23 protein-coding genes and 1 other RNA gene are annotated in these 26,686 nt (G+C 70.2%); 11 read left to right on the top strand and 13 right to left on the bottom strand.

The window, feature by feature from the left end; translation table 11 throughout:
* The first annotated feature begins 47 nt into the window (after positions 1–47).
* The 4 genes from FHY02_RS03340 to acs are packed head-to-tail and all read left to right on the top strand — an operon-like array spanning position 48 to position 4,832.
* A complete protein-coding gene (locus tag FHY02_RS03340) occupies positions 48–1,232 on the top strand; it encodes a MiaB/RimO family radical SAM methylthiotransferase (protein WP_183920421.1) in 1,185 nt (394 codons plus the stop codon).
* Complete coding sequence (gene ftsY / locus FHY02_RS03345) at positions 1,229–2,161, top strand: signal recognition particle-docking protein FtsY (protein ID WP_132907957.1); 933 nt, start codon at positions 1,229–1,231, stop codon at positions 2,159–2,161. The genes FHY02_RS03340 and ftsY overlap by 4 nt, the downstream gene beginning before the upstream one ends.
* Entirely contained in the window at positions 2,158–2,859 is a 702-nt protein-coding gene (locus FHY02_RS03350) for an inner membrane-spanning protein YciB (protein ID WP_183920423.1), read from the top strand. Before ftsY ends, FHY02_RS03350 begins: the two co-directional genes overlap by 4 nt.
* Positions 2,860–2,903: 44 nt before the next feature.
* Complete coding sequence (gene acs, locus FHY02_RS03355) at positions 2,904–4,832, top strand: acetate--CoA ligase (protein ID WP_183920425.1); 1,929 nt, start codon at positions 2,904–2,906, stop codon at positions 4,830–4,832.
* Between the two features lie 183 nt (positions 4,833–5,015).
* Here acs and asd read toward each other — a convergent pair whose 3' ends face one another.
* Positions 5,016–5,867 (bottom strand): archaetidylserine decarboxylase, encoded by an 852-nt coding sequence (asd, locus tag FHY02_RS03360; RefSeq protein WP_183920428.1) that lies wholly within the window; start codon positions 5,865–5,867, stop codon positions 5,016–5,018.
* 38 nt (positions 5,868–5,905) lie between these two features.
* Here asd and FHY02_RS03365 point away from each other — a divergent pair, with 38 nt between their 5' ends.
* Entirely contained in the window at positions 5,906–7,561 is a 1,656-nt protein-coding gene (locus FHY02_RS03365; RefSeq protein WP_183920430.1) for an aminotransferase class III-fold pyridoxal phosphate-dependent enzyme, read from the top strand.
* Between the two features lie 141 nt (positions 7,562–7,702).
* Here the strand turns inward: FHY02_RS03365 and FHY02_RS03370 are convergent, their stop codons facing one another.
* From FHY02_RS03370 to FHY02_RS03405, 8 genes are all read right to left on the bottom strand, one after another.
* Positions 7,703–8,347, bottom strand: a complete 645-nt coding sequence (locus tag FHY02_RS03370; RefSeq protein ID WP_221198465.1) for an Mpo1-like protein — start codon at positions 8,345–8,347, stop codon at positions 7,703–7,705.
* Positions 8,347–8,988: a class I SAM-dependent methyltransferase gene (locus tag FHY02_RS03375; RefSeq protein WP_260172583.1), complete on the bottom strand. Its 642-nt coding sequence runs from the start codon at positions 8,986–8,988 to the stop codon at positions 8,347–8,349. Before FHY02_RS03375 ends, FHY02_RS03370 begins: the two co-directional genes overlap by 1 nt.
* A gap of 297 nt (positions 8,989–9,285) precedes the next feature.
* On the bottom strand, positions 9,286–9,834 hold the full coding sequence (rpsI, locus tag FHY02_RS03380; RefSeq protein ID WP_132907964.1) for a 30S ribosomal protein S9: 549 nt from the start codon (positions 9,832–9,834) through the stop codon (positions 9,286–9,288).
* Positions 9,834–10,313, bottom strand: coding sequence for a 50S ribosomal protein L13 (gene rplM, locus FHY02_RS03385; protein WP_183920434.1), 480 nt, complete (start codon positions 10,311–10,313; stop codon positions 9,834–9,836). The genes rpsI and rplM overlap by 1 nt, the downstream gene beginning before the upstream one ends.
* 149 nt (positions 10,314–10,462) lie before the next feature.
* The gene (locus FHY02_RS03390; protein WP_183920436.1) at positions 10,463–11,503 is read right to left on the bottom strand and encodes a COX15/CtaA family protein; all 1,041 of its coding nucleotides are present in this window, start codon (positions 11,501–11,503) and stop codon (positions 10,463–10,465) included.
* Between the two features lies 1 nt (position 11,504).
* Complete coding sequence (locus FHY02_RS03395) at positions 11,505–12,257, bottom strand: 2OG-Fe(II) oxygenase (RefSeq protein WP_183920438.1); 753 nt, start codon at positions 12,255–12,257, stop codon at positions 11,505–11,507.
* Between the two features lie 57 nt (positions 12,258–12,314).
* The gene (locus tag FHY02_RS03400; protein WP_260172584.1) at positions 12,315–13,229 is read right to left on the bottom strand and encodes an RcnB family protein; all 915 of its coding nucleotides are present in this window, start codon (positions 13,227–13,229) and stop codon (positions 12,315–12,317) included.
* 90 nt (positions 13,230–13,319) lie between these two features.
* Positions 13,320–16,202, bottom strand: a complete 2,883-nt coding sequence (locus tag FHY02_RS03405) for a PAS domain S-box protein (protein ID WP_183920440.1) — start codon at positions 16,200–16,202, stop codon at positions 13,320–13,322.
* Positions 16,203–16,292: 90 nt separating this feature from the next.
* Here FHY02_RS03405 and FHY02_RS03410 point away from each other — a divergent pair, with 90 nt between their 5' ends.
* From FHY02_RS03410 to FHY02_RS03435, 6 genes are all read left to right on the top strand, one after another.
* Entirely contained in the window at positions 16,293–18,329 is a 2,037-nt protein-coding gene (locus FHY02_RS03410) for an NAD(+) synthase (RefSeq protein WP_183920443.1), read from the top strand.
* Positions 18,330–18,681: 352 nt separating this feature from the next.
* Positions 18,682–19,677: an SDR family oxidoreductase gene (locus tag FHY02_RS03415; protein ID WP_183920445.1), complete on the top strand. Its 996-nt coding sequence runs from the start codon at positions 18,682–18,684 to the stop codon at positions 19,675–19,677.
* A 97-nt stretch (positions 19,678–19,774) separates the two neighbouring features.
* Entirely contained in the window at positions 19,775–20,365 is a 591-nt protein-coding gene (locus FHY02_RS03420) for an SRPBCC family protein (protein ID WP_183920447.1), read from the top strand.
* Positions 20,362–21,540, top strand: a complete 1,179-nt coding sequence (locus FHY02_RS03425) for a zinc-dependent alcohol dehydrogenase (RefSeq protein WP_183920449.1) — start codon at positions 20,362–20,364, stop codon at positions 21,538–21,540. Before FHY02_RS03420 ends, FHY02_RS03425 begins: the two co-directional genes overlap by 4 nt.
* 12 nt (positions 21,541–21,552) lie before the next feature.
* On the top strand, positions 21,553–22,338 hold the full coding sequence (locus FHY02_RS03430; protein ID WP_183920451.1) for an SDR family oxidoreductase: 786 nt from the start codon (positions 21,553–21,555) through the stop codon (positions 22,336–22,338).
* Between the two features lie 132 nt (positions 22,339–22,470).
* Entirely contained in the window at positions 22,471–22,719 is a 249-nt protein-coding gene (locus FHY02_RS03435; RefSeq protein ID WP_183920453.1) for a hypothetical protein, read from the top strand.
* A 65-nt stretch (positions 22,720–22,784) separates the two neighbouring features.
* Here the strand turns inward: FHY02_RS03435 and mdoH are convergent, their stop codons facing one another.
* The 4 genes from mdoH to FHY02_RS03455 form a co-directional block, all read right to left on the bottom strand.
* A complete protein-coding gene (gene mdoH, locus FHY02_RS03440) occupies positions 22,785–24,602 on the bottom strand; it encodes a glucans biosynthesis glucosyltransferase MdoH (RefSeq protein ID WP_311731765.1) in 1,818 nt (605 codons plus the stop codon).
* Positions 24,599–26,110: a glucan biosynthesis protein gene (locus FHY02_RS03445; RefSeq protein ID WP_183920455.1), complete on the bottom strand. Its 1,512-nt coding sequence runs from the start codon at positions 26,108–26,110 to the stop codon at positions 24,599–24,601. The genes mdoH and FHY02_RS03445 overlap by 4 nt, the downstream gene beginning before the upstream one ends.
* Positions 26,111–26,207: 97 nt before the next feature.
* An RNA gene (gene ffs, locus FHY02_RS03450) (signal recognition particle sRNA small type) lies at positions 26,208–26,305 on the bottom strand.
* A gap of 39 nt (positions 26,306–26,344) precedes the next feature.
* Positions 26,345–26,659, bottom strand: a complete 315-nt coding sequence (locus FHY02_RS03455) for a hypothetical protein (RefSeq protein ID WP_183920457.1) — start codon at positions 26,657–26,659, stop codon at positions 26,345–26,347.
* Between the last annotated feature and the right edge of the window lie 27 nt (positions 26,660–26,686).

The following is a 26,686-nucleotide window of genomic DNA, read 5'->3' on the forward strand; positions in this document are numbered from 1 at the left end:
ACACCACAGGGTCGACTTCGTCCGCGCCGCCGCTTAGATCGCGCGCCATGTCCGCCGTTCCCCAGCCAGAGGTCGTGACGCTCGGCTGCCGCCTCAACATCGCCGAGAGCGAGGCGATCCGCCAGCTCGCCGGCGCGGGCGTGGCGGTGGTGAACGGCTGCGGCGTGACCAACCAGGCGATGCGCGACACGCGCGCGGCGGTGCGCCGGCTGCGGCGCCGCGTGCCGCACGCCGAGCTGGTGGTCACCGGCTGCGCCGCCGAGATGGATCGCGCCGGCTTCGCCGCCATGCCCGAGGTCGACCGCCTGATCCCGAACGCCGCCAAGCTGCTGCCGGCGAGTTGGGGTAGCGCGCGCACCAACGCGCCGCGGCCGCGCGCGCAGACGCGCGCCTTCGTCGGCGTCCAGAACGGCTGCGATCATGCCTGCACCTTCTGCGCGATCCCGCAGGGCCGCGGCGCGAGCCGCAGCGATCCGATCGCCGAGATCGTCCCGCGCGTCGCGGCGCTGGTCGAGGCCGGGCAACGCGAGGTGGTGCTGAGCGGGGTCGATCTCGCGAGCTACGACGACCGCGGCGCCAGGCTCGCGGCGCTGGTCGAGCGGCTGCTCATGGGCGTGCCGGGGCTGGAGCGGATCCGCCTCTCCTCGCTCGATCCCCATGTGGTGGACGACGCGCTGTTCGCCTTGCTCACCCAGGAGCCGCGGGTGATGCCGCACGTCCACCTCTCGCTCCAGGCGGGCGACGACCTGATCCTCAAGCGCATGCGCCGGCGCCATCGCCGCGCCGCGGCGCTCGCGCTGGTCGAGCGGCTGCGCGCCGCGCGCCCCGAGCTGGCGATCGGCGCCGACCTCATCGCGGGTTTCCCGACCGAGGACGAGGCGATGTTTGCCAACACGCTCGCGCTGGTCGACGAGGCCGACATCACCCACGCGCACGTCTTCCCTTACTCGCCGCGCGCGGGCACGCCGGCGGCGCGCATGCCGCAGGTCGAGCCCGAGGTGGCGCGCGCCCGCGCCGCGACGCTACGCGCCGCCTCGACCGCGCGGCTCGCGCGCCGCCTCGCGCGCCAGGTCGGCACGGTGCAGCGCGTGCTGATCGAGCGCCCCGGTGACCGCGGCCACGCCCCCGATTTCAGCGAGGTCCGCCTCGCTGCCCCCCTCCCCATCGGCAGCGTGCACGACGTCGCGATCGTCGCCGCCGCGCCCGACCATCTCACCGGAACCATCGCATGAGCACGAGCTGGCACGACAAGCTGCTAGGCGGCTTTCGCCGCACCTCCGACCGTCTGGTCGGCAACCTCGCCGGCCTCGGCGGCGCGCGGCTCGAGGAGCACACGCTCGATGAGGTGGAGGAGGCGCTGATCGGCTCCGATCTCGGTCCGGAGACCGCGGGTCGGGTCCGCGCGCGGCTCGCCGAGGGCACGTTCGAGCGCAACATGGAGGAGCTCGGCATCCGGCTCGTCGTCGCCGAGGAGGTGGAGAAGGTGCTGGCGCAGGTCGCCAAGCCGCTCGGCATCGACGCTTTTCCCCGCCCGCAGGTGGTGCTGGTGATCGGCGTCAACGGCTCGGGCAAGACCACCACGATCGCCAAGCTGGCGCACCTGTTCCTCGAGCAGGACTATCAGGTGATGCTCGCCGCGGGCGACACCTTCCGCGCGGCCGCGATCGGCCAGCTGCGCACCTGGGCGGAGCGGATCGGTGTTCCGATCGTCACCGGCCCCGAGGGCGGCGACGCCGCGGGCATCGTCTGGGACGCGGTGAAGAAGGCGACCGAGATCGGCACCGACGTGCTGATCGTCGACACCGCCGGCCGGCTCCAGAACAAGCGCGAGCTGATGGACGAGCTCGCCAAGATCCGCCGCGTGCTCGGCCGCCTCAACCCCGCCGCGCCGCACGACGTGCTGCTGGTGCTCGACGCGACCACCGGACAGAACGCGCTCAACCAGATCGAGGTGTTCAAGGAGGTGGCGGGCGTCACCGGGCTCGTCATGACCAAGCTCGACGGCACCGCGCGCGGCGGCGTGCTGGTGGCGGCGGCGGAGCGCTACGGCCTGCCGATCCATGCCATCGGCGTCGGCGAGCAGATGGACGACCTGCGCCCGTTCGACGCGCGCGAGGTCAGTCGGATCATCGCCGGGGTCGACACGGGGCCGCGCAAGTGAGCGCGACGCCGAAGGAGTCGGCGGGCGCGCGCGCGCTGGTGGATTACGGCCCGCTCGCGGTCTTCTTCGCGGTCAACTTCCTGCTGCCGGGCGAGAGCGCGCGACGGCTCGTCGCCGCGGTGACGCCCGCGTTGTCGGATCTCACCCGCGTGGAGGCGCTGCTGCTCGCGCGCGTGATCGTCGCGACCGCCGCCTTCGTGCTGGCGAGCGTGGTCGCGCTGGTGATCGCCAAGGCAAAGCTCGGCCGCGTGCCGCCGATGCTGCTGATCTCGGCCGGGCTGGTGATCGTGTTCGGCGGGTTGACGATGTATTTCCGCGACCCGCGCTTCATCCAGACGAAGCCGACGATCGTCTACGCGCTGCTGGCCGCGACCTTGGGCTTCGGGGCGGCAACCGGGCGTCCGCTGCTCCAGCAGCTGATGGGGTCGAGCTATCCCGGGCTGAGCGAGCGCGGCTGGCATCGGCTCACGCTCAACTGGGTGTGGTTCTTCGTCGCCATGGCGTTCGCCAACGAGGCAGTGTGGCGCGGTGCCGCGGCCACGTTCGGCGCGCAGCGCGGCTGGGACCTGTGGGCGATCTACAAGGTGTGGGTGGTCATCCCGGTGACCATGCTGTTCGCGGTGGCCAACGTGCCGATGCTGATGCGTCACGGGCTGAGCCTGGGCGACGAGACGCCGCCGGTGCCGCCCGAGGGCTGAGCGCCGGGCGACGACGATACGGGATCGAGGAGAGAGAACGAGCGATGAGCGAGACGTGTCACCCCGCGCCGGCGGGTCTGCCCGACAGCATCGACCGCGTCGGCTATGAGGAGGCCTATCGCCGCTCGGTCGCGGATCCCGAGGGCTATTGGCGCGACGAGGCGCGGCGGGTCGACTGGATCAGACCCTTCACCGTGGTGAAGGACACGTCGTTCGACGAGGCCGATTTCCGCATCCGCTGGTACGCCGATGGCGAGCTCAACGTCTCCGTCAACTGCGTCGACCGCCATCTCGCCACGCGCGGCGACCAGGTCGCGATCGTGTGGGAGGGCGACGAGCCCGGCGAGACCCGCACGCTCACCTATCGCGAACTGCACCGCGACATGTGCCGCTTCGCCAACGTGCTGAAGTCGCTCGGCGTGCGCCGGGGCGACCGCGTGACGCTCTACCTGCCGATGATCGCCGAGGCCGCCGCGGCGATGCTGGCCTGCACGCGGATCGGCGCGATCCACTCCATCGTGTTCGGCGGCTTCTCCCCCGACAGCCTCGCCAACCGCATCCAGGACTGCGACTCCCGGATCGTCATCACCGCCGACGAGGGCTGCCGCGGCGGCAAGCGCATCCCGCTCAAGGCGAACGTCGACAGAGCGGTGGCGCACTGCCCCGGCGTCGAGAAGGTGCTCGTGATCCGTCGCACCGGCGGCGATGTCGCGATGACCGCGGGCCGCGACGTCTGGCTCCACGACGCACTGGAGAGCGTCGACGATGATTGCGCGCCCGAGCCGATGGGCGCCGAGGACCCGCTGTTCATCCTCTATACCTCGGGCTCGACCGGCAAGCCCAAGGGCGTGCTCCACACCACCGGCGGCTATCTCGTCTGGGTGACCAAGACCTTCCAGGAGGTGTTCGACTATCGCGACGGCGAGCTGTTCTGGTGCACGGCCGACATCGGCTGGGTCACCGGGCACAGCTATGTCGTCTACGGCCCGCTCGCCAACGGCGCCACCACGGTGATGTTCGACGGCGTGCCCAACTATCCCGATCACGGCCGGCTGTGGGAGACGGTCGACCGGCTCGGGGTCAACATCCTCTACACCGCGCCGACCGCGATCCGCGCGCTGATGCGCGAGGGCGACCAGTGGGTGACGCGCCACAGCCGCGCCTCGCTGCGGCTGCTCGGCAGCGTCGGCGAGCCGATCAACCCCGAGGCGTGGAACTGGTATCACCGCGTCGTCGGCGACTCGCGCTGCCCGGTGGTGGACACGTGGTGGCAGACCGAGACCGGCGGCATCCTGATCTCGCCCCTGCCCTATGCCACCGATCTCAAGCCCGGCTCGGCGACCAAACCGCTGCCCGGCGTCCAGCCGCAGATCGTCGACGCGGAGGGCAAGGTGCTCGAGGGCGCCACCGAGGGCAACCTCTGCCTGGTCGACAGCTGGCCGGGGCAGATGCGCACCGTGTGGAACGATCACGAGCGCTTCTTCCAGACCTATTTCACCACCTATCCCGGCAAGTATTTCACCGGCGACGGCTGCCGCCGCGACGGCGACGGCTATTACTGGATCACGGGCCGAGTCGACGACGTGATCAACGTCAGCGGCCATCGCATGGGCACCGCCGAGGTGGAGAGCGCGCTGGTGGCGCACGCCAGCGTCGCCGAGGCCGCCGTGGTCGGCATGCCGCACGAGGTGAAGGGCCAGGGCATCTACGCCTTCGTCACGCTCAACGCGGGCGAGCAGCCGACCGACGAGTTGCGTGCGGCGCTGCGCCAGTGGGTGCGCGAGGAGATCGGGCCGATCGCCACACCCGACGCGCTCCAGTTCGCGCCGGGGCTGCCCAAGACGCGCTCGGGCAAGATCATGCGCCGCATCCTGCGCAAGATCGCGGAGAACGACCTCGGCGCGCTGGGCGACACGTCGACGCTGGCGGACCCCTCGGTGGTGGACGCGCTGGTGGCGGATCGGGTGGAGTGATCGGGGGAGCGGACGGCTTGGTCGCTGGCCCGTCCTCCCTCCTCTTCATTCCGTCATCCTGAGCTTGTCTCAGGATCCACGGCGCCGCGCACTCAGAAGCCGAAGGGTACGCGGACCGGTGGATCCTGAGACGAGCTCAGGATGACGCCAGCGGGAAAGGCGGAGACAGCCCCCTCGTCCGCCTCACCAGTCCGCCAGCACCTGCCCCGCGCGGATCGTGTCGCCGAGCCGCAGACCGGCGCGCAGCTCCGCCGCGGGCGGCAGGAACAGCAGGATGGTCGAGCCGTGCTCGAACCAGCCCATCTCCTCGCCTTTTCCGATCCGCGCGTCGCACGCCACGCGCGCGCTGCCCTGCTCGCGCAGCACCGTCTCGACGTCGAGGAAGCCGAGCCGGATGCTCGCCACCAGGATCGCCGCGACCGGCACCAGCAGCAGCGGCCTCCCGCCCGCGCTCGCCTCGATCACCGCGCGCTCGTTGCGGCAGAACAGCTGCTCCACCCGCCGGAGCGCGATCGGGTTGACGTTCCAGCAGTCGCCCGAGAGATAGGTCACGCCCTCCACCGTCAGGTCGGCGGGGGCGTGGAAGCGATGGTACATCGCCGCGGTGAGCCGCAGCGTCACGTACCAGCCGTCACGGAAGCGATCGACCAGCGCGGGTTCGGGCACCAGCTCGCCGAGCCGGTAGGGGAAGCCCTTCACCTGATAGACTCGATCACCCTCGATCCGGCCATGCGCGCCGAGGATCGCGTCGCACGGGCTCGCCAGCGTCGTCGGATCGCGGTCATAGGCGCGCGCGCCGGGGCGCAGCCGACGGATGAAGCCGTCGCGTAGCGAGCGGAACTCGGTAGTGGCGGCGTCGGAGAGATCGACGTCGGAGAAGAAGCGCCATGCCGCCAGCGCGGGTCGCGCCACCAGGGGATGTTCCACCGCGGCGATGCGCCCGACCAATTTGGTCGCCCAGCGCCGCGGGATGCGATTGGTCAGCAGGAAGTTGAGATCCTCCTGCAGCAGCAGGCGGAGGAAAGCCGAGCGCATTGTCACACCTGCGTCATCGTGAGGGTCTGTGGGGAGGCATGGAGAAGAAGACGTTCGTCGCGGTGGCCGGCGCGGTCGCCACCACCTTGTTCGCGGTCAGCAAGGGGCGCGAGCGGCTGCGCCTGTCGCGCGCCAAACATCGCTCGCTCGGCGGGCACGTCCGTATGGCGAAGCGCGTCGCGGGGCAGATCCCTTATTACAGCCACCCGGAGGCGCGCTTCTTCCGCGCCGACGGCTGCGACGACGCGGTCGCGGCGCGACGGCGCAGCGGCTTCCGCCGGCTGAGCGAGCATTACGCCGAACGCTTCCCGCAGACGCTCGCGCTCACCGCGGAAACGCGCGCGGGCCTGTCCGACCTGCAGTTCACCGGACGCTACCGTGTCCCCTTCCCCTTCGCCGAGGTGGTACGCGCCAAGCTGCCGACCGGCGCCTTCGTCGAACGGACCGAGGGCGCGTGGCTGATCGACCTCGACGGCAACCGGCTGATCGACTGCACCGGCTCCTACGGCGTCAACCTGTTCGGCAACGACTTCTACAAGGAGACGCTGCGCGAGGCGGTCGCCACCGCCGAGCCGCTCGGCGCGCTGCTCGGCGCCTATCACCCGGTGGTCGCCGACAACGTCCGCCGGCTGCGCGCGCTGTCGGGGCACGACGAAGTGTCGTTCCATATGTCGGGCACCGAGGCGGTGATGCAGGCGGTGCGGCTGGCGCGCTATCACACCGGCAAGCGCCGGCTGGTGCGCTTCGCCGGCGCCTATCACGGCTGGTGGGGCGACGTGCAGCCCGGCATCGGCAACCCCGTCCCCGCCGACCACACGCTGACGCTCGCCGAGATGAGCGACGAGACGCTGGGCGTGCTCGCCACCCGCAAGGACATCGCCTGCGTGCTGGTCAACCCGCTCCAGGCGCTCCATCCCAACGCCGGCGCACCGTCGGACAGCCAGCTGGTCGACAGCGCCCGCCGCGCCGGCGCCGACCTCGACGGCTATGCGCGCTGGCTCCACCGCCTCGCCGAGACCTGCCGCGCCAACGGGATCGTGCTGATCGCGGACGAGGTGTTCGTCGGCTTCCGGCTCGCGCCGGGCAGCCTGTTGCGCCGCGTCGGGGTCGAACCCGACCTGATCACCTGGGGGAAGACGCTGGGCGGCGGGCTGCCGGTCGGCGTGCTCACCGGGCGCGCCGCGCTGATGCAGCGCTGGCGTGACGATCGGCCGGTCGACATCTGCTTTGCCCGCGGCACCTTCAACGCGCATCCCTATGTGATGGCGGCGATGGACTCGTTCCTGCGCCGGCTCGAGACGCGCCCGGTACAGGCGCTGTACGACGGCCTCGACGCCAAGTGGGACGCGCGCGCGGTGCAGCTCAACGCCGCGCTCGCCGCCGAGGACCTGCCGGTCGCGGTCGCCAACCTCTCGACGATCTGGACCGTGCTGTATACGCGGCCGTCGCGCTACAATTGGATGCTGCAATATTACCTCCGCGCCGAGGGGCTGGCGCTGAGCTGGGTCGGCACCGGGCGACTGATCTTCAGCCTCGACGTGGACGAGGCCTTGTTCGACGAGATCGTCCGCCGTTTCGTCGCCGCCGCGCGCGCGATGCAGGCGGACGGCTGGTGGAGCGGACCCGTGGTCAGCGACAAGCAGCTGCGCCGGATGGCATTACGCGAGTCGCTGCGGGCGCGGCTGGGGCGGTGAAACGCTGCTCCTGACTGTTCCCCGGCGAAGGCCGGGGCCTAGTTGGGGGACGGCCGCGATACTCACGACGGCTTTCCCACCTGGACCCCGGCTTTCGCCGGCGAACAGCGCTTGAGGAAAGGAAGTCGCCCGCTCGCAGCCTCACGCCGCCGCGTGGTGATCCTCGCTGCGCTCGCCCTTGAGCAGCCGCGCGGGCGCGGTGCGATAGAGGCGGAAGTCGCTGAACGGATCGGTGACGATCTTCGTCGCCCAGACGATCCCGGTTTCCAGGTCGCGCTCGATCCACAGCTGGGTCACGCGGAAGAGGATCGCCGCCACCCCGAAGCACAGCCAGCCGAAGCCGACGTGGCGGAGGAAGTCGAGCGCCGTATCGGGTCGCTCGAGCAGCCCGAACAACGTCGGCTCGACCGCCAGCACCAGCGGGATCGCCAGCCACAAGCCCATCAGCACATATTTGCGCGTGAGGTTGTAGCCGACCTTCACCTCTTCCTTATACTCGTGGCTGACCCCGTTCTCGTGGTCATAGTCCTTGGGCTCGAAGAAGAAGTGCCCGGCCTGGCGGCTCGTCATCGCGACGCCCCAGGCGAGCAGGCTCGCCAGCGCGGCGTCGACGAACAGCAAAGCATAGGCCACGAGGAAGGTGCAGGCGCTGACGAAGTGCAGGCTCTGGTTGACCAGATTGTGGTGGTAGTAGCGATGGTCGTCCCAGCGCTGCTCCTTCAGCTGCGCGCGGAAGCCGGGGTTGCCCTGCTCGTCCTCGAAGCGGAGCTTGCGAATCGCCGGCATCACTGGTCCTCCCGGTCGAGCTTGGCGATGCGCACCAGCGAGAAATGGCCGAGCGGCGGGATCTCGCGGCGCTCGGTTAGCGCGACGTCGTCGCGTCCTGCGATCCAGTCGGCGTAGAGCGCGAAGGGGAAGTCGGTGCGGAAGCCGAGCCGGCTGGTCACCGGCATCAGCGTCTTCTCGATCGTGCCGCGGACGCCCTTCTCGGCGCCGACGCGCGTGGTGATCACGATCTCGCCGCCCGGCCGGCAGACGCGCGCGAACTCGTCGAGCGCGCGCGGCGGGTTGGCGACCGCGCTGACGACATATTGCGCGACGACGACGTCGAAGCTCTCGTCGGCGAAGTCGAGCGCCTCGGCGTCGCCGACGCGGATCGCGTCGACATGGTGGAGGTTCTGCCGGCGGACGCGTGCGCGCGCCTTGTCGAGCATGTCCTCGGAGATATCGATCCCGGTCACCCGGCTGGTGCGCGCATAGCCCGGGAGCGAGATGCCGGTGCCCACCCCCACCTCGAGGATGCGGCCGCCGATCCGGTCGGCGGCGCGGATCGCGCTGGCGCGGCCCTGGCGGAAGACGGGCCCGAACACGAGGTCGTAGATCGGGGCCCAGCGATCATAGGCCTGGGCGACCCCGGCCGTCGTCATCACTGCTGTCATGTCAGCGCATTACCTTCGTTGGACCCGATAGCGGGCGACGGTGATGTCCGACCTCTCTCCACTCGTTGCGTGTCAGCTTCACGACGGATCGGTGAAACGCGCTGTCACGCCGCTGTTACCGAAGTGACATGCGCCAGATGCGAAAAGGGCGGCCCGTCGCCGGACCGCCCCTGTCTGCTTTCCCCGTCGCTCCGTGTTCCTGCGCATGCAGGAACCCAAGGCGGCGAAGGCTGGTGCCCGTGGCTCTGGGCTCCTGCGTCCGCAGGAGCACAAGGCAGTATCCGCTTAGCGCTTCGAGAACTGGAAGCTGCGACGCGCCTTGGCGCGGCCGTACTTCTTGCGCTCGACGACGCGGCTGTCGCGGGTAAGGAAGCCCGCCGCCTTCACCGGCGCGCGCAGCACCGGCTCATACTTGGTGATCGCCTGGCTGATGCCATGCTTCACCGCACCGGCCTGGCCCGACAGACCGCCGCCCTTGACGGTGCAGACCACGTCATACTGGCCCTCGCGCTCGGTAATGCCGAACACCTGGTTGATGACGAGACGCAGCGTCGGACGCGCGAAGTAGATCTCCTGGTCGCGACCGTTGATCGTGATCTTGCCCGAGCCCGGCTTGAGCCACACGCGCGCGACCGCGTCCTTGCGGCGGCCGGTGGCATAGGCGCGGCCCTGCTTGTCGAGCTCCTGCGCGCGCAGCGGGGCGCGCTGGACCGGCTCGTCGATGCTGCCGGCGAGATAGGCCTCGGCCGAGGCGTCGGCGGCGTCGGTCTGAACCTCGCGCTGCTGCTGGAGCGCCGCACCGAGATCAGAGAGGGACTGGCGGTTGTCGGACATTATGCGCCCACCTTGTTCTTGCGGTTCATGCCGGCGATGTCGAGCACCGCGGGGTTCTGCGCCTCATGCGGGTGCTCGGTGCCCTTGTAGATGCGCAGGTTGCGCATCTGCTGGCGACCCAGCGGGCCGCGCGGGATCATCCGCTCGACCGCCTTCTCGAGCACGCGCTCGGGGAAGCGCCCCTCGAGCACCTTGGCGGGCGTGGTGCCCTTGATGCCGCCGGCATAGCCGGTGTGCTTGTAATAGACCTTGTCGGTAAGCTTGTTGCCGGTGAAGCGCACCTTGTCGGCGTTGATCACGATGACATTGTCACCGCAGTCCACGTGCGGGGTGAAGCTGGTCTTGTGCTTGCCGCGCAGCACGTTGGCGATCACCACCGCGGCGCGACCGACCACCAGGCCGTCAGCGTCGACGATGTGCCACTTCTTCTCCACCTCATGCGGCTTGGCCGCCTTGGTGGTCTTCATCAGCGCCTTCATGGTGCCTGTGACCTCGTTTCGCGTTCAAATAGAAAAGACGCACCGCCCCGCCGGGCCTGCGCGCCGATGGCGGTGCATTGCCGGCACGAGGCCGTGAAGTCAAGGTTTCCGCGGCTTTGTCGACGGGTATTATGATACCTGAGGATCGATCAGGCGCGGTGGCGGTTCACGGCATGTGCCGCCGCGACCGTGCCGATCAGCAGCAGCGCGGCATTGGCCTGATGCGCCACCGCGATCGGCAGGTCGACGCCGCTGAGCAGGGTCGCAATGCCGAGCGCGATCTGCGTCGCCACCAGCACCGCCACCGCCGCCGCGGCACGGTGAGCGCGCGCCTGCCGCGCGCGATGCGCCAGCAGCAGCAGCCCCGCCGCCGCGACGAAGGCAAACCAGCGGTGGATGAACTGAACCACGATCGGGTTGTCCACCGCGTTGCGCCACGCCGGCGTGACCATCGGCGTCCCCGCGGGGAACAGCGCGTCGCCCATCAGCGGCCAGCTGGCGAAGGCATAGCCGGCGTCGAGCCCCGCGGTGAAGGCGCCGAACACGATCTGCACCGCCAGCAGTGCGAGCGCCAGCCCCGGCAGCGCGCGCAGCGGCGCCGGGCGCGCCAGCGGGTTGTCGGCGAGCGCCACGAGGTCGCGCGCGGTCCAGACGATGCCGGAGAGGATGAACAGCGCCGTGCCGAGATGCACCGCAAGCCGCACGTGGCTGACGTCGGTCCGCACCGACAGCCCCGAAGCGACCATCCACCAGCCGATCGCGCCCTGAAGCCCGCCGAGCGCGAGCAGTGCGCCGAGCCGCCAGCCATAGCCCCGCGGCACTTGGCGCTTCGCCGCGAACCACAGCAGCGGTAGCGCGAAGGCCAGACCAATCACGCGACCAAGCAGCCGGTGCGCATATTCCCAGAAGAAGATCGCCTTGAAGCCGTCGACCGTCATGCCGCGGTTGAGCTGCTGATATTCGGGGATGCGCTGGTAATTGGAGAACTCGGCCTGCCATTGCGCGGTGGTGAGCGGCGGGATCACGCCCGAGATCGGCTTCCACTCGGTGATCGACAGCCCGGACTCGGTCAGCCGCGTGACGCCGCCGACCACCACCATCGCGACGATCAGCGCGGCGACGCAGTAGAGCCAGCGCGCGATCGCGCGCGGGCGGGTGCTGAGCGAGAAACCGGGGCTGGCCTGAAGCATGTCACCGCTTAGCAGAGGCGGGCGCGCCCGTCGACGCTGCGGCGGCGGCTGCGGCAGCCTCCGCCGCCGCCCGCGCGGCGCGGCCCCAGGGTTCCTCCCGGAACCACTTGGTGACGACGTATTTGGTGCCCTCCACCACCGCCATGCCCTCGTGCAGCGTGGCGGTATTGGGGCTTCCGTTCGGGTTCATATTGTCCCAGGCAAGCAGCATCCCGCGCCGCGGCGATACGCGCAGCCCGCCCTGTGGGAACCACGTCGCCCCGCCCTCCTCCACCTCGTTGAGATAGATCATCGCGGTGAAGGTGCGCTGCCCACCATTCTCGCGCATCCGCGGCCAATAGCTCTCACCCTCGTGGAAATAATCGTGGTGAGTGCGGAACAGCTGGCCGGGAGCGTAGCGCTGCCCCTGCATCGTCTCGCCATACTCGGGCGCGATGCCCAGCAAGGCGGCGATCGACTCGTCGACCTGGCGGATGCCGTCGGCGAACCGGTCCATGTCGCAGCTCTCGCTGGTGCGATTGTTGGGATCGCCGCGGTCACTCAGCAGCGATGACGGGCGGCGGTTCGAGTCGATCACCTGGATGAGCCAGTCGCACCAGGCCTGGTCCAAAAAGTCGAGGCATCGCCACGCCGCGACCCGCTCGCTGGGCAGGCGCTGCATCCGGGCATCGGCATCGAGCTTGGCGGCCACCGCCGCGCCGATCGCGGCGCGCGCGGTGGAGGGACCGCCCGGGGGAAGGGTCGTCAGGGCCATGCCGGCTCCATCGCGCGGCGCGCGGCGACACGCAAGCCGCCCGCGCCCTCGCTCGCCTCACCAGAAGATGTCGTAGATTACGTCGACCACCTGCCCGCTGTCGAGGTCGACCAGCAGCGCGTCGTCATAGTAACGTACCCAGCGGTACGGGCCGTAGGCGTCGGGCAAGCGATACGCGTAGGGATCATCGATCCAGTAGCTGCGCGCGAACAAGGTCGGCGCGATCCGCACGCCGATGCCGAAGCGCGTGTAGCCGCCGCCCCAGCCGTAGGGCGCGTAGTAGCGCGGTAGGCGATAGGCATAGCGGTTGCTGCTGCGATAGCCGCTCCAGTCGTAGCGCTGGTCGCGCCGCCAGTCGCGGTCCCAACGCGCGCGATCGTCGCGACCGCCCCAGCCTCCGTTACCGCCATTGCCCCAGGCGTAGTTGCCGCGGTCGCGCCGCTGCCAGGCGCCGTCGTCGCGGTCGCGCCGCTCCCAGCCGTCGCCGGATCGCGCGCTGCGCCAGTCGCCGTCGGCGCGGGTGCGCGCGTCGTCGCGGCGGTCCCAGCCGGGCGAGCGGTCGCGCCCGCTGCGCCACTCGGCCCGCGAGCGATCACCGTCACCGCGTACCGCCGGCGCGGCGCCATAGCCCCAACCGCCTGGCCGCGCGCCGGGACGCGGCGCCGGTGCCGGAGTGGGCGCCGGCGGCGCCGCCCAGCCGGCACGGTCGCCGCCGCGTCCGCCGTTCCCCGTGTCGCGTCGCGGCCAGCCGCCCGTATCGACCCGCTCCGGACGGTCGGGACGGTTCCACTCGCCGCGCGGCATCGGTGCTGGGGCCCGCGGCCCAGGCTCGCGCGGCGCCTCGCCGCGGGCTTCGACCCGCGCCTGCATGCGCGCGCGCATCGCGTCGCGCAGCGTTCCCTGCTGCGACGACGCCGCCGCTGGCACCAGACCGGCGCCCACCAGCAGCCCCACCACCAACGCCTTGATCATGGCCCTTACTCTCACTCGCCGGCGCACCAGCCGGCCCCATCATGCGCACGGTCTAGCGCGCGATGACAGAACGATCGCTGAACCGGCCAGTCAGCCCTGGGACAGATCCGCGGCCGCGAGCAGGGCGGCGAGCCGCTCGACGAGCTGGGCGCGCGTGTAGGGTTTGCGGATCACCTGCGGCGCGGGCACGTCGGCGAGTTCGTCGGCGTCGGCATAGCCGGTGACGAACAACACCGGCAGCGTCGGCCGGCGCTGGCGCGCGCGATGCGCGAACTCCACCCCGGTCATCACCGGCATCGCTACGTCCGCCACCACCGCTTCGATCGCGGGATCGGCGTCGAGCGCGTCGAGCGCGGCGGCGCCGTCCGCCGCCTCGACCACGCCGCACCCGGCGTCGCGCAGCGCGTCGGCGGTGATCTCGCGCACGCGATCCTCGTCGTCGAGCACCAGCACGCGCCGTCGCGCCACCGAGCCGCCAGCGCCGCGCGGCTCGCTGACCGGCGCCTCGCTCGGTGCCATGGTGGCGCGCGGCAGGTAGACCGAGACCCGCGTGCCCTCGCCCGGCCGGGTGTCGATCCGCACGCCCCCGCCCGATTGCTTGGCGAAGCCGAACACCTGCGCGAGGCCCAGCCCCGATCCCTTGCCCACCTCCTTGGTGGTGAAGAAGGGCTCGAACGCGCGCGCCAGCACCTCGGGCGTCATGCCGGTGCCGGTGTCGCTCACCGCGACCCGGACATAATCGCCCGCGGACGGCTCCTCCGGCCGCACCGGCGCGCCGAGCGACACGTTGGCGGTACTCACCCGCAGCGTGCCGCCCCCCGGCATCGCATCACGCGCGTTGATCGCGAGGTTGAGCAGGATCAGCTCGAGTTGGGTCGGGTCGACCATGGCGGGCCAGGGCTGGTCGCACACCGCGGCCTCGATCGCGATCGAGCGCCCCAGCGTGCTCTCGAGCAGCGGCACCAGCCCCGTCACCGCGGCGTTGAGATCGACCACCTTGGCCTCGAGCCGCTGGCGGCGCGAGAAGGCGAGCAGCTGCGCGGTCAGCGTCGCGCCGCGCTCGGCGGCGGCGCGGACATGATCGAGCTGCTCGAGCGCGCGCGGCGTCAGCGGCCCGCGTGCCGCGGCGCGCGACACCATCTCGACGTTGCCGAGCACCACGGTGAGCAGGTTGTTGAAGTCGTGCGCCACGCCCGAGGTGAGCTGGCCGATCGCCTCGAGCCGCTGGAGCTGGTGGAGCGTTTCCTCCACCTTCTCGCGCTCGGCGATCTGGCGGGTGAGCTCGGCGGTGCGCTCCTCCACCCGCGCCTCGAGCCGCTCGCCGGCGAGATGCGCCTCGGTCACGTCGATGGCGCAGCCGACATAGCCGAGGAAGGTGCCGCCGAGGAAGCGCGCGCGTGCCTCGGCATGGACCCAGCGCTCGCCGCCCGCGCGCGTGAGCAGGCGATAGTCGCCGCTCAGCGGGTCGCGCGCGCGCTGCCGCTCGACCAGCCGCCGCGCCGCCGCCGCGCGCAGCTCGCTCGGCAGCAGCGAGAGCCAGCCGCCCGTCACCACCTCGCCGGGCGCGACGCCCAGAATCGCGCGGAAGCCCTCGCTGGCGAAGGTGAGGTTCAGCTCGGCGTCGGTCAGCCACACCAGCGCGGGCAGGCTGTCGGCGAGCATGCGGAAGCGCGCCTCGCTCTCGCGCAGCGCGTCGGCCTCGCGCTTGCGCGCGGTGACGTCGATCACGGTGCCGATCGCGCGCACGCAGCGCTCGTCCTCGAACAGCCCGCGCCCGCGCACCGCGAGCCAGCGGGTCGAGCCGTCGAGCGCGGGGCGGGTGCGATACTCAATGTCGTAGCGCGCGCGGCGCGCCGGATCGATCGTGGCGAGGAAGGCCTGCCGTACGCGCGGCCGGTCTTCGGGGTGGAGCAAGGCTGCGAACTCGGCGAGCGACTGCGCCGGCCCCGGCTCGATTCCGTACATCGCCCAGGTCCGCGGCGAGCAGGAGAAGCGGTCAGCGGCGAGATCATAGTCCCAGGTACCGATCTCGCCCGCCTCGGTAGCGAGCTCGAGCGAGTCGCGGCTCAGCGCCAGCGCGCTCTCGGCGCGATGCCGCTCGGTGACGTCGGTGCCCTCGACGAACACCGCGGTAACCGCGCCTTTTGCATCGGTGACCGGCTGGAGGATGAAGTCGAGCCGGCGCTCCTCGCTGCCGCCGTCGCCGCGCGGCAGCAGCAGCGGCACCTCGGTTCCGCGATACGGTCGCCCAGTCGCCACGACGCCGTCAAGCTTGTCGATCAGCCCGCGCTGCGCCACCTCGGGCACCGCCTCCGCGAGCGCGCGGCCGACCACGTCGCGCCCGCCCACCAGCCGGCGGTAGGAGGCATTGGCGAGCTCGACGACATGGCCGGGCTGGCGCAGCACCGCGATGAAGCCGGGTGCCTGATCGAACATCTCGCGCAGCCGTTCGCGGTCCTCCGCCATCGCGCGCGCGGCGCGCACCCGAGCGGTGGTCTCCGAGACGATGCACAGCACCCCGCCGACGCTGCCGTCCGCCAGCGGTACCGGCGAGTAGCTGACGTCGAAATACACCGTCTCGCCCTGCCCTGCCCGCTCGATGTAGAAGGGGCGGTCCTTGGCGGCGAAGGTCTCGCCGCTGGTGCGCACGTGCGCGAGCAGCGGCTCGAGATCGTCCCACAACTCGCTCCACGACTCGTCCGCCGGGCGGCCCAGTGCGCGCGGGTGCTTGGCGCCGATCGTCGGCGCATAGGCATCGTTGTAGAGCGCGACGTAGTCGGGCCCCCAGAACAGCACGATCTCGATCCGCGCGGGCAAGGCCAGCGCGAGCGCGTTGCGCAGCTCCGCGGGCCAGCCGGCGATCGGGCCGAGCGGCGAGGCCGACCAGTCGTGCGCCAGGATTCGCTGGCCCATCTCGCCGCCGTGCGCGAACAATAAAGCCGGGTCGCTCGCCGAGGTTAGCGGTTGGTTCATCGCGTCGGCCAGCCTAGCGCGGCGTGGCGACTGAGAGAAGTTAAGATGCGCCGGGTGGTGAGGCGGCGCGCGGGCGGCTAGGCCTGTGACATGAACCCGGCTTTCCGCTCGATCCACCACCACGGCCTGCTGCGCGTCGCCGCGGCCACCCCGCCAGCCAGCGTCGGCGATCCCGCCTTCAACGCGGAGCAGACGATCGCGCTGGCGCGGCGCGCGCACGCGGGCGCGGTCGACCTCGTGGTCTTCCCCGAGCTCAACCTGAGCAGCTACGCGATCGACGACCTCCACCTCCAGTCGGCGTCGCAGCGCGCCACGCGCGACGCGATCGCGCGCGTGGTGACAGCCTCCGCCGAGCTGCGCCCCGTGCTGCTGGTCGGCGCCGCGCTCGAGCGCGAGGGGCGCCTCTACAATTGCGCGCTGGCAATCGCGCGCGGCCGCGTGCTCGGCGTGGTGCCCAAGACCTTCCTCCCCAACTACCGCGAATATTATGAGAAGCGCTGGTTCGCGAGCGGCGCCGGGCTGACCGGGCTGACGATCCGGCTCGGCGACGCGGACGTGCCGTTCGGCACCGACCTGCTGTTCGCCGCCGACGACCTGCCGCGCTTCGTCCTCCACGCCGAGATCTGCGAGGATTACTGGTCCCCGACCCCGCCCTCGACGCTCGGCGCGCTCGCCGGCGCGCTGGTGTGCGCAAATCTCTCCGCCTCGAACGTGGTGATCGGCAAGTCGCGCGAGCGGATGATGCTGTCGGCGTCGCAGTCGGCGCGCGCGATGTGCGCCTACGTCTATTCGGCCGCCGGGCCCGGTGAGAGCACTACCGACCTCGCCTGGGACGGTCAGGGCACGGTCCACGAGCTCGGCGAGCTGCTCGCGGCATCGACCCGCTTCGCGCACGAGCCCGAGCTGGTGATCGCCGACGTCGACCTCGAGCGGCTCGCGCAGGAGCGGCTGCGCAACGGCACGTTCAACGACAGCGCCGCACTGCTCGGCCATCCCGAGACGCGCTTCCGCCGTGTCGGCTTCGCGCACCGGCCTGACTTTACCGATGTCGGGCTGGAGCGCGAGCTGCGCCGTTTCCCGTTCGTGCCCAACGATCCCGCCAAGCTCGACGAGGATTGCTACGAGGCGTTCAACATCCAGGTCGAGGGCATCGCCAAGCGGCTCGTCGCGGCGAACGCCCAGCGGCTGGTGATCGGCGTGTCGGGCGGGCTCGACAGCACGCACGCGCTGATCGTCGCGGCCAAGGCGCTCGACCGGCTCGGACGGCCGCGCGGCGACATCCTCGGGATCACCCTCCCCGGCTTCGCCACCAGCGAGGGCACCAAGAGCAACGCCTGGAAGCTGATGGACGCGCTCGACATCACCGCCGAGGAGATCGACATCCGCCCCGCCGCCACGCGGATGCTCGCCGACATGGGGCATCCGTTCGGCCGCGGCGAGAAGGTGTATGACGTCACCTTCGAGAACGTCCAGGCAGGGCTGCGCACCGACTATCTGTTCCGCATCGCGAACCAGCGCGACGGGCTGGTGGTCGGCACCGGCGACCTCAGCGAGCTGGCGCTGGGCTGGTGCACCTATGGCGTCGGCGACCAGATGAGCCATTATGCGGTCAACGCTGGCGTCCCCAAGACGCTGATCCAGTTCCTGATCCGCTGGGCGATTGCGACTGGCCAATATGACGCGCCGACCAACGCGGTGCTTGATGCCATCCTGTCGCAGGAGATCTCGCCCGAGCTTGTCCCGGGCGAGGAGCTGCAGAGCACCGAGAGCAAGATCGGGCCGTACGCGCTCAACGACTTCTTCGCGCATTACGTGATCCGCCATGGGCTGGCGCCGTCGAAGGTCGCGTTCCTGGCGTGGCACGCGTGGCGCGACGTCGATCAGGGACGCTGGCCGATCGGCTATCCCGAGGCGGCGCGCACCGCCTATGATCTCGACACGGTGCGACTGTGGCTCGAGCGCTTCCTCGTCCGCTTCTTCCAGACGAGCCAGTTCAAGCGCTCGGCGATCCCCAACGGGCCGAAGGTGTCGGCGGGCGGCGCTCTGTCCCCGCGCGGCGACTGGCGCGCGCCCTCGGACGGTACCGCCAAGGCATGGCTCGCGGAGCTGGCAGCGAACGGCCCGTGATGGCCTAGATGCTCCCCGCTCGCGGGAAGGGGGACCGCCGCGCCCAGCGCGGGGGTGGAGGGGCTTCCGCAGGCGCTGCGCTGCGTGAAAATCCGCCTCCACCACCGGCGTCGCCGGCGGTCCCCCTTTCCGCGCCGGGGAGGATCTCAGCCTGTCCTACGGGGCGGTGGTCGAGCTATCCCGGCGCCCGCTCTTTGACATGGTCGACATCGTTAGCGATGCCCCCCGACTGTCGCCCCGCCGCCCTGCCAGCGACTCAACATTCGCAACATTCACGCGCCGTCGCCCGTCCCTCCCTGAACCTCCGCGCCTCTCACCCGTTCGGCGCAAATCCTCTCTGGAGATCAGCGACATGGACGATCAGGGCACGACGCGCCGCACCATCCTGGGCGGCGCTGCCGCCGGCCTCGCCTTCACCGCCACCACCGCGGCGGCACAAGGCGCCGGCGCGCAGCCGTCCGGCCCGGCCAAGCTCAGCGACCCGCGTACCAAATACACCAACCGGCCCTTTCCCGAGCAACGCCAGCCCTGGCCGGCGCTGCAGTCGAAGATGAACCCGCGCCCCGACAGCGGCGAGACAAGCTACCGCGGCTCGGGCAAGCTCACCGGTCGGCGCGCGCTCGTCACCGGTGGCGACAGCGGCATGGGGCGCGCCGCCGCGATCGCCTTCGCGCGCGAGGGCGCGGACGTCGCGATCAATTACTTTCCGACCGAGGAGCCCGACGCGCAGGAGGTCAAGGCGCTGATCGAGCAGGCCGGGCGCAAGGCGGTACTGCTGCCGGCCGACATCCGCACCGAGCGCGCCTGCACCAAGCTGGTGGCCGATGCGGTGCGCGGACTCGGCGGACTCGACCTCCTCGTCAACAACGCCGCTTATCAGCAGAGCAAGGAGGATATCTCCGAGATCAGCGACGAGCAGATGGTGCGCACCTTCGAGACCAACATTTTCGCGATGTTCCGCATCGCCAAAGCGGCGATCCCGTCGATGCCGCCCGGCTCGGTGATCATCAACACCGGCTCGGTCAACAGCTACGAGCCGGAGCCCGAGCTGCTCGATTATGCCTCCACGAAGGGGGCAATCCTGATCTTCACCAAGGGGCTCGCCAAGCAGCTCGCCAAGAAGGGCATTCGCGTCAACATGGTGGCGCCTGGGCCGATCTGGACCCCGCTACAGGTCGCAGGCGGCCAGCTGCCGGGCAAGATGGGCGAGTTCGGGCAGAACACGCCGTTGGGCCGCGCCGGCCAGCCGGCCGAGCTCGCCCCGCTCTACGTCGCGCTGGCGGAGGACGGGACCAGCTTCTCCACCGGCACCGCGGTGGGCGCGCACGGCGGCAAGGGCAATCCGTGAGACGAGCCGAGTGAGTTAGATCAAGTGGTTGATTTTAGCGAGGAACACAACTCGACAGCGCGCGCTTGGTGGGGCAGCAGACACGAAGGAGCCCTTTATGGCCGACCAGCTGCTTCACCAGCAGTCCGACGACGCACCCCTTGCCACCTCCAAACAGCGCGACGCCGTCGAGCGCGCCAAAGCCTCGATCCCTGAGGCGAGCGGCACACAGATCACCGCGCGCGCGGTGACGATCAACCGCCCGGTCGCGGAGGTGTTCGCCTATTTCCGCGATTTCGCGAATTTTCCGAGCTTCATGGAGAATGTCGAGCGGATCGACGTGCTCGACCGGCAACGTTCTCACTGGATCGTGAAGGCGCCGGCGGGCGGCACGGTCGAGTGGGACGCGCGCCTCACCGCCGAGGAGGAGAACAAGCTCCTCGTCTGGACCAGCGAGGACGGCGCGGAGGTGCCCAACTCGGGCAAAGTCGAGTTCCACGACGCCGGCCCGCGGGGCACCGTGCTGGTCGCGACGATCCTCTACGATCCGCCCGGCGGCGTGATCGGCAAGGTGATCGCCAAGATGTTCCAGCGCGAGCCGGCGATCCAGGCACGCCGCGACCTGCGGCGGCTCAAGCAGCTGCTCGAGACCGGCGAGATCGCCACGCCCGCGATGAACCGCCAGCAATATGAGGAGATGGGGCTGTGAAGGCGATCGCCTGGCATGGCAAGCATGACGTCCGCGTCGACACGGTCGACGATCCCGGCATCGTCAACCCGCGCGACTGCGTCATCAAGGTGACGTCCACCGCGATCTGCGGTTCGGACCTTCACCTCTACGACGGCTATATCCCGACGATGCAGTCGGGCGACGTGCTCGGCCACGAGTTCATGGGCGAGGTGGTTGAGGTCGGCCCCAAGTCGACGCTGAAGAAGGGGCAGCGTGTGGTGGTGCCGTTCACCATCTCGTGCGGCAGCTGCTATCATTGCTCCAAGCACCAATATTCGGCCTGCGACAACGGCCTGCCCGCGGACAACCAGGATATCGCGCAGGAGCTGTACGGCCAGCCGATGGCAGGACTGTTCGGCTACAGCCACATGACCGGGGGCTATGCCGGCGGCCAGGCGGAATATGTCCGCGTGCCGTTCAGCGACGTCGGCCCGATCGTCATCCCCGACGGCGTCGAGGACGACAAGGTGCTGTTCCTCTCGGACATCCTGCCCACCGGCTGGATGGCGGCGGAGAATGCCGACATCGAGCCGGGCGACACGGTGGCGGTCTGGGGTTGCGGCCCGGTCGGGCTGTTCGCGGTGCAGTCGGCCTTCCTGATGGGCGCGGAGCGCGTGATCGCGATCGATCATTTCCCCAACCGGCTCGCGCTCGCCAAGCGCTTCGGCGCGGAGACGATCAACTTCGAGGAGAGCGCGGTCTACGAGGCGCTGATGGTGATGACCGGCGGGATCGGGCCCGACGCGGTGATCGACTCGGTCGGGCTCGAGGCGCACGGATTCTTCGTCGACAACGTGCTCGACCAGATCAAGGCGTCCACCTTCCTTGGCACCGACCGCGCGCATGCCAACCGCCAGGCGATCATCGCCTGCCGCAAGGGCGGTCGCGTTTCGATGCCGGCGGTGTACGGCGGGTTCGTCGACAAATGGCCGCTCGGCGCCTTCATGGAGAAGGGGCTGACGCTCAAGACCGGGCAGACCCACGTCCAGCATTACATGCCCGCGCTGCTCCAGGCGATCCTGGAGGGCAAGATCGACACCGAGTTCCTGATTTCGCACCGGATGCCGCTGAGCGAAGGGCCCAAGGGTTACAAGATGTTCCACGACCAGCAGAACGAGGTCACCAAGATCGTGCTCAAGCCCGGTCTGGACTGAGGAGAGACAGACATGGCGGATAAATTCGCGATCATTACCGGCGCTTCGACCGGTATCGGCTTCGAGCTGGCGACGCTCGCGGCGCAGGGCGGCTACGACATCCTCGTCGTCGCCGACGAGCCGCTGATCGACGCCGCCGCGGCGGACTTCGAGCAGTTCGGCACGCAGGTGAGCTCGGTCGAGGCCGACCTCGCTACGATCGACGGCGTCGACCAGTTGCTCGCCGCCGCTGGCGGCCGGCCGATCGACCTGCTCTGCGCCAACGCGGGGGTCGGGCTCGGCCGCGCCTTCCTCGACCAGGACGTGGCTGACTGGAAGCGTGTCGTCGACACCAACATCACCGGCACCACCTATCTGCTCCAGAAGGTGTTGCAGCAGATGGTCGTGCGCGGCGACGGCAAGGTGCTGGTGACCGGCTCGATCGCCGGCTTCATCCCGGGCAGCTTCCAGGCGGTCTACAACGGCACCAAGGCGTTCGTCGACCATTTCACCGACGCGCTGCGCGACGAGCTCAAGGACCACGCGGGCGTCACGCTCACCACGCTGATGCCGGGTCCGGTCGATACCGAGTTCTTCGATCGCGCCGACATGATGGACACCGACGTCGGCACCTCGGACAGCAAGTCCGATCCGGCCAAGGTGGCGCGCGACGGCTGGGACGCGCTGATGGCGGGCAAGCACTCGATCGTGTCGGGCTGGAAGAACAAGCTCCAGGCCGCGGCGGCACACGTCCTGCCCGCCGAGGTAACCGCGCATATGCACCGCAACATGGCGGAACCCGGCACCGCGAAGGAGTGAGCGGGGTCGATCGCCGGCGTTCGCGCCACGTGGCCGCTCGTCGTCATCAACCGGTCGCGTTTTGGGTCAGTTCAGAATTGCCTTCTGAGCGGCGACATGGAAAACCAGCCGCTCCTTCCGGGGAGATAAGTAATGAAGTTCGGTAAGTATCTGGTCGCGGTCGCTGCCGCCTCGCTCGCGGTCGCTCCGGCGGTCGCGGCGCCGGCGAACCCGGCAGCGAGCCTGTCGGTCGCCAAGTCGGCTCGCGCCGGCGCGGCGACCTCGAAGGACAGCAAGGCGCTCGCGGGCGGCGGGTTGATCGTGGCGGCCGTGGCCGCTGCGGCGGTCGTCGCCGGCATCATCATCATCGCCGACGACGGTGACGACTCGGACAGCAACTGAGCTGACCGATCGCTTGACGAGGAAGGGGAGTGCCCAGTCGGGCGCTCCCCTTTTTCGTGGCAGGCTCAGGTGCCGCGACCGGCCGCTCCATCGAGGATCGGCAGCGGCTGCGGCTCGGGCACGCCAACGTCGGTCAGGAACAGCCGACCCGCCGCGGCGCGCCGACCCCAACGCTCGCTCGCGGTCCACTGCACGATCAGCGGTGACAGCAGCAGCCCGAGCGTGACCGGCGCGAGCCACAACGCGGTGAGCGGCATCAGCGGCGTCAGCGCGAGCAGCAGCACTCCCAGCCCGATATGCCAGCGGTAGCGCGGTAGGATGGCCGCCATGACGAGCGAGTCGCCGCGGCGATTCTGCGGCTGCCACTCGGCACGGCGCTGACGCGTGATGCCGATCAGGTCGATCGTCTGAGTCAGCGCGATTGCGGGAGCGGCGAGCGTGGAGAGCGGCACGTCGAGCGCGACCGAGCGCAGGATCGCGCCCGTCCCGCCCATCGACCGCCGCAGCCGCACGTCGGCGATGGCGTTGAGCACGCCGAGCAGCTTGGGGCCGAACAGCAGCGCCAGCGTGACGAACAGCACGGTGCCGGTCGAATCACCCGACATTAGCCCTCGCTCACCCCGCACCGCCTGCACCACGCTCACCGTGATCAGCAGCAGCCACAGCGGCGAGGCGAGATAGCCCGCCGCGCCGAGCAGCAGCTGGAGACGGTTGATCCAGTGGAAGCCCGAGGCATGCAGCAGCGCGAGATGCTGGAGGTTGCCCTGCGCCCATCGGCGGTCGCGCACCGCGGCATCGATCATCGTCGGCGGATATTCCTCGAACGTATCCTCCGTCATCACCATGTGGACGCGCCAGCCGCGCCGCCGCAGCAGCGCCGCCTCGACGACGTCGTGGCTCATGATCGTGCCGCCGAAAGGTGGCTTGCCAGGCAGCACGGGCAGGCCGCAGCTCTCGGCGAAGGCGCGGACGCGGATCAGCGCGTTATGGCCCCAGAAGGTCGCCTCTGGACCAGACCACCAGACCAGCCCCGCGGTCGCGATCGGGCCGTAGATGCGGCTGGCGAACTGCATCCAGCGCTGAAACAGCGTCCGGGCGCCGGTGACCTGCGGCACGGTCTGGAGCAGACCGACGGCGGGGCGCCGGTCCATGATCTGCGCCATACCGAGGATCGTCTCGCCGCCCATCAGACTGTCGGCGTCGAGCATCAGCATATAGTCGTAGCTCGCGCCGAAGCGGCGCAGCCACTCGGCGATATTGCCCGGCTTGCGCCCGACATTCTCGGTGCGCCGACGATAATAGATCGCGCAGGCGCTCCGGCGCGACAGGATTTCCCAGGCAGCGAGTTCCTCCGCCTCATTGTCGGCGGCCGAGTCGCTCAGCACGAAGAAGTCGAACGACCCCGCCGCACCGGCGCGCTCGAGCGCGTCCGCCATATGCGCGAGCCGACCGAACACGTCGGCGACGTCCTCGTTGTGCACCGGCATCAGCACCGCGGTGCGCCCCTGCAAGGGCTCGGACCAGCGCGGTACCGGGCGGAAGCCGGGGTGCAGACCGGTCGTCAGCACGACATAGCCGACGGTGGCGTTGATGAAACCGAAGGCGAGCAGCGCGAAGAGCGGGAAGAAGATCGCGAGCAACATCGCGTCGGTCACGCCGATGCCGTCACTCAGCACCGATTCCTTGAGCGAGGTAGAGGCGAACAGCGCCAGCACCAGCGTCAGCAGCACCAGGATGGCGCGGCGCGCGAGCACGTCGGTCGGCGAGCCGATCGCGCCGACGATCGGCGGAGGGGCCGACGGCAGCGGTTGCGGACCGTCGAAACGCTGCTCGGGCATCGCGAGCGGCGCCTCGGGGGGCAGCCGCGGCGGCAGCGCGCTCACGCCGGGTAGATCGGCACGAGCAAGGTCTCGCTCAGCGCCGCCTCGCCGCGCTTGAGGTACAGCCGCACGTCGACCGGGCCGGTGGTGCCGCCCGCCGCCGCGGGGCGAATGTCGGCGGTGACACGCCAGCGGTTGCGCTGCCCGACGACGGGGTAGGCCGCGCTGTGCAGCAGCGTACCGCGGGTGACGCCGATCTCGGCGGTGACCTTGCTGTCGCGATCGAGGCCGGCGAGTGAGTCACCGACGAAGTCGACCACCAGCTTGCTCGCCCCCGCCAGCGCCGGCAGCCCTGGCCGGCCGGCGGCGCCGACCCACATGTCGGTCGCGTGCGCGGCGCGGTCGAGGCTCGGATCGTCCGAGGTCCAGGTCAGGCGATAGTCGAACTGGAGCCGCTGGCCCGCACGCACCGGCGCCGTTGGAGTCCAGAAGGCAACGACATTGTCGACCGTCTCGCTGTCGGTCGGGAAGGCGTAGAGCATCACGCGCCCCTGCCCCCACGACCCGCGCGGCTCGACCCACAGGTTGGGCCGCTTGTCGTAGAAGGCGCCGTCGTCCTGATAATGGTCGAAGTTGCGGTCGCGCTGGAGCAGGCCGAAGCCGCGCACGTCGTCCGCGGCGAAGCTGTCCGTGGCGGGCTGCGGCGGGTTGCGCAGCGGCCGCCACACGCGCTCGCCCTCGCGGCTGATCAGCGCGAGACCGTCCGAGTCATGGATCTCGGGTCGCCAGTCGGTCGCGCCGCGGCGCGTGCGGTCGTCGTACCAGAACATGCTCGTCACTGGCGCGACGCCGAGCCGCTCGACCGCGCGGCGCAGGAACAGCACCGATGACACATCCTGCACCACCGCCTTGGGGTGGCGGCTGACGAAGCGGTAGGCGCCGGTGAGGCTCTCGCCGTCCATCAGCGCGTAGATGGTATAGCTCTGGTCGCCCGCGCGCTCGATCCAGAACTCGGTGAAATTGGGGAATTGCTCATGCGCGAGCCCGGTGTCGACCGCGATGCCGCGCGCCGACAGGCCATATTGGTCCTGCGACCCGGCGCTGCGGAAATAGGACGCACCGAGGAAGGCGAGCCAGTCGCTCTCGCGTCCCGTCTCCATCGCGCGAAAACCCGCGAAGCCCGGCGGTGGCGAGACCTTGCCGCCCTCGAACAGCTCGGGCGAGAAGACAATCGGGCGTGCACGACCGTTCTCGACCAGGTTGACCGCGACCGGCGTAACCGCGCCGTTGCCGAGCGGGAACAGCCGGATGCCGCCCGCGACGGTGCGATCGGGCTTGAACCGGATGGTGCCAACGTCGTCGAAGTCGAGCGCCTTGGCAGCGGCGCTCTCGCGCGGCGGCTGGTAGCGGCGCTTGGCCAGCGCGGCGGCACGCTGCTGCAGGATGGCCCAGGAGAAGGGTGTCTCGCCACCCCCGCTTTGACTGAGGCCGGGCACGGCCCAGGTGAGGCTGGAGACCAGCGAAGCGCCGCCGGCCGTGCTGATCAGGTCGCGTCGGGAGAAGTTTCGCATGCGTAGCGAAACAGGCGACGCCGCGCTTTGTTGCAACGCCGCAGCGATGTGTCGACCCGGTAAGATGACGAGCGGAGTGGCCGGTCGCGATGCTGGCAAAGGTGGGAGCCGGAACGACCCGCGGCGAAATCGTTGTGGCTGCTTCCGTCAGGACCTGACCAGGTTGGCGACGACCACGTCCGCCCGACTCCCGCGCGCCATATGGCGAAGCCGGGCGGCGCGATCAAGCCCGCGTCAGCCGCGGACGCGGAAACACCGCTTTACCGGGCCGTAGCGGCCGTCCTGCCAGCGGCAGACGGTACGGCCCCGATCCCACCCGCGATCACGGCCATAGCCGTTCCAACCATAGCGTCGGCCGTCGCCGCGCCAGTGGCGGTCGTCGCGCCAGCGGCGCTCGCGATCCCAGCGGCGGTGGTCGCCGCGGTCCCAGCCGCGATGGCGGCCGTTGTCGTGCCAGCCGCGATCGTCGCGCCAGCGCTGCGCCTCCGCCGCCGGTGCCAGCGAGGTCGCCGCGAGTACGCCGGCGAGGCCCATCATCATCCATCTCATGTGCAACACTCCTCACATGTCCCTGTG

It is taken from the genome of Sphingomonas sp. BK069, assembly GCF_014193405.1.
Taxonomy (GTDB): Bacteria; Pseudomonadota; Alphaproteobacteria; order Sphingomonadales; family Sphingomonadaceae; genus Sphingomonas.

Coding starts and splice junctions, on each gene's coding strand:
- FHY02_RS03390 (WP_183920436.1), bottom strand. CDS start 11,503: ATGCTTCAGGCCAGCCCCGGTTTCTCGCTCAGCACCCGCCCGCGCGCG.
- FHY02_RS03340 (WP_183920421.1), top strand. CDS start 48: ATGTCCGCCGTTCCCCAGCCAGAGGTCGTGACGCTCGGCTGCCGCCTC.
- FHY02_RS03405 (WP_183920440.1), bottom strand. CDS start 16,202: ATGAACCAACCGCTAACCTCGGCGAGCGACCCGGCTTTATTGTTCGCG.
- acs (WP_183920425.1), top strand. CDS start 2,904: ATGAGCGAGACGTGTCACCCCGCGCCGGCGGGTCTGCCCGACAGCATC.
- FHY02_RS03430 (WP_183920451.1), top strand. CDS start 21,553: ATGGCGGATAAATTCGCGATCATTACCGGCGCTTCGACCGGTATCGGC.
- FHY02_RS03395 (WP_183920438.1), bottom strand. CDS start 12,257: ATGGCCCTGACGACCCTTCCCCCGGGCGGTCCCTCCACCGCGCGCGCC.
- asd (WP_183920428.1), bottom strand. CDS start 5,867: ATGCGCTCGGCTTTCCTCCGCCTGCTGCTGCAGGAGGATCTCAACTTC.
- ftsY (WP_132907957.1), top strand. CDS start 1,229: ATGAGCACGAGCTGGCACGACAAGCTGCTAGGCGGCTTTCGCCGCACC.
- FHY02_RS03370 (WP_221198465.1), bottom strand. CDS start 8,347: ATGCCGGCGATTCGCAAGCTCCGCTTCGAGGACGAGCAGGGCAACCCC.
- rplM (WP_183920434.1), bottom strand. CDS start 10,313: ATGAAGGCGCTGATGAAGACCACCAAGGCGGCCAAGCCGCATGAGGTG.
- FHY02_RS03410 (WP_183920443.1), top strand. CDS start 16,293: ATGAACCCGGCTTTCCGCTCGATCCACCACCACGGCCTGCTGCGCGTC.
- FHY02_RS03455 (WP_183920457.1), bottom strand. CDS start 26,659: ATGAGATGGATGATGATGGGCCTCGCCGGCGTACTCGCGGCGACCTCG.
- FHY02_RS03435 (WP_183920453.1), top strand. CDS start 22,471: ATGAAGTTCGGTAAGTATCTGGTCGCGGTCGCTGCCGCCTCGCTCGCG.
- FHY02_RS03365 (WP_183920430.1), top strand. CDS start 5,906: ATGGAGAAGAAGACGTTCGTCGCGGTGGCCGGCGCGGTCGCCACCACC.
- FHY02_RS03375 (WP_260172583.1), bottom strand. CDS start 8,988: ATGACGACGGCCGGGGTCGCCCAGGCCTATGATCGCTGGGCCCCGATC.
- FHY02_RS03445 (WP_183920455.1), bottom strand. CDS start 26,110: ATGCGAAACTTCTCCCGACGCGACCTGATCAGCACGGCCGGCGGCGCT.
- FHY02_RS03420 (WP_183920447.1), top strand. CDS start 19,775: ATGGCCGACCAGCTGCTTCACCAGCAGTCCGACGACGCACCCCTTGCC.
- rpsI (WP_132907964.1), bottom strand. CDS start 9,834: ATGTCCGACAACCGCCAGTCCCTCTCTGATCTCGGTGCGGCGCTCCAG.
- FHY02_RS03400 (WP_260172584.1), bottom strand. CDS start 13,229: ATGATCAAGGCGTTGGTGGTGGGGCTGCTGGTGGGCGCCGGTCTGGTG.
- FHY02_RS03415 (WP_183920445.1), top strand. CDS start 18,682: ATGGACGATCAGGGCACGACGCGCCGCACCATCCTGGGCGGCGCTGCC.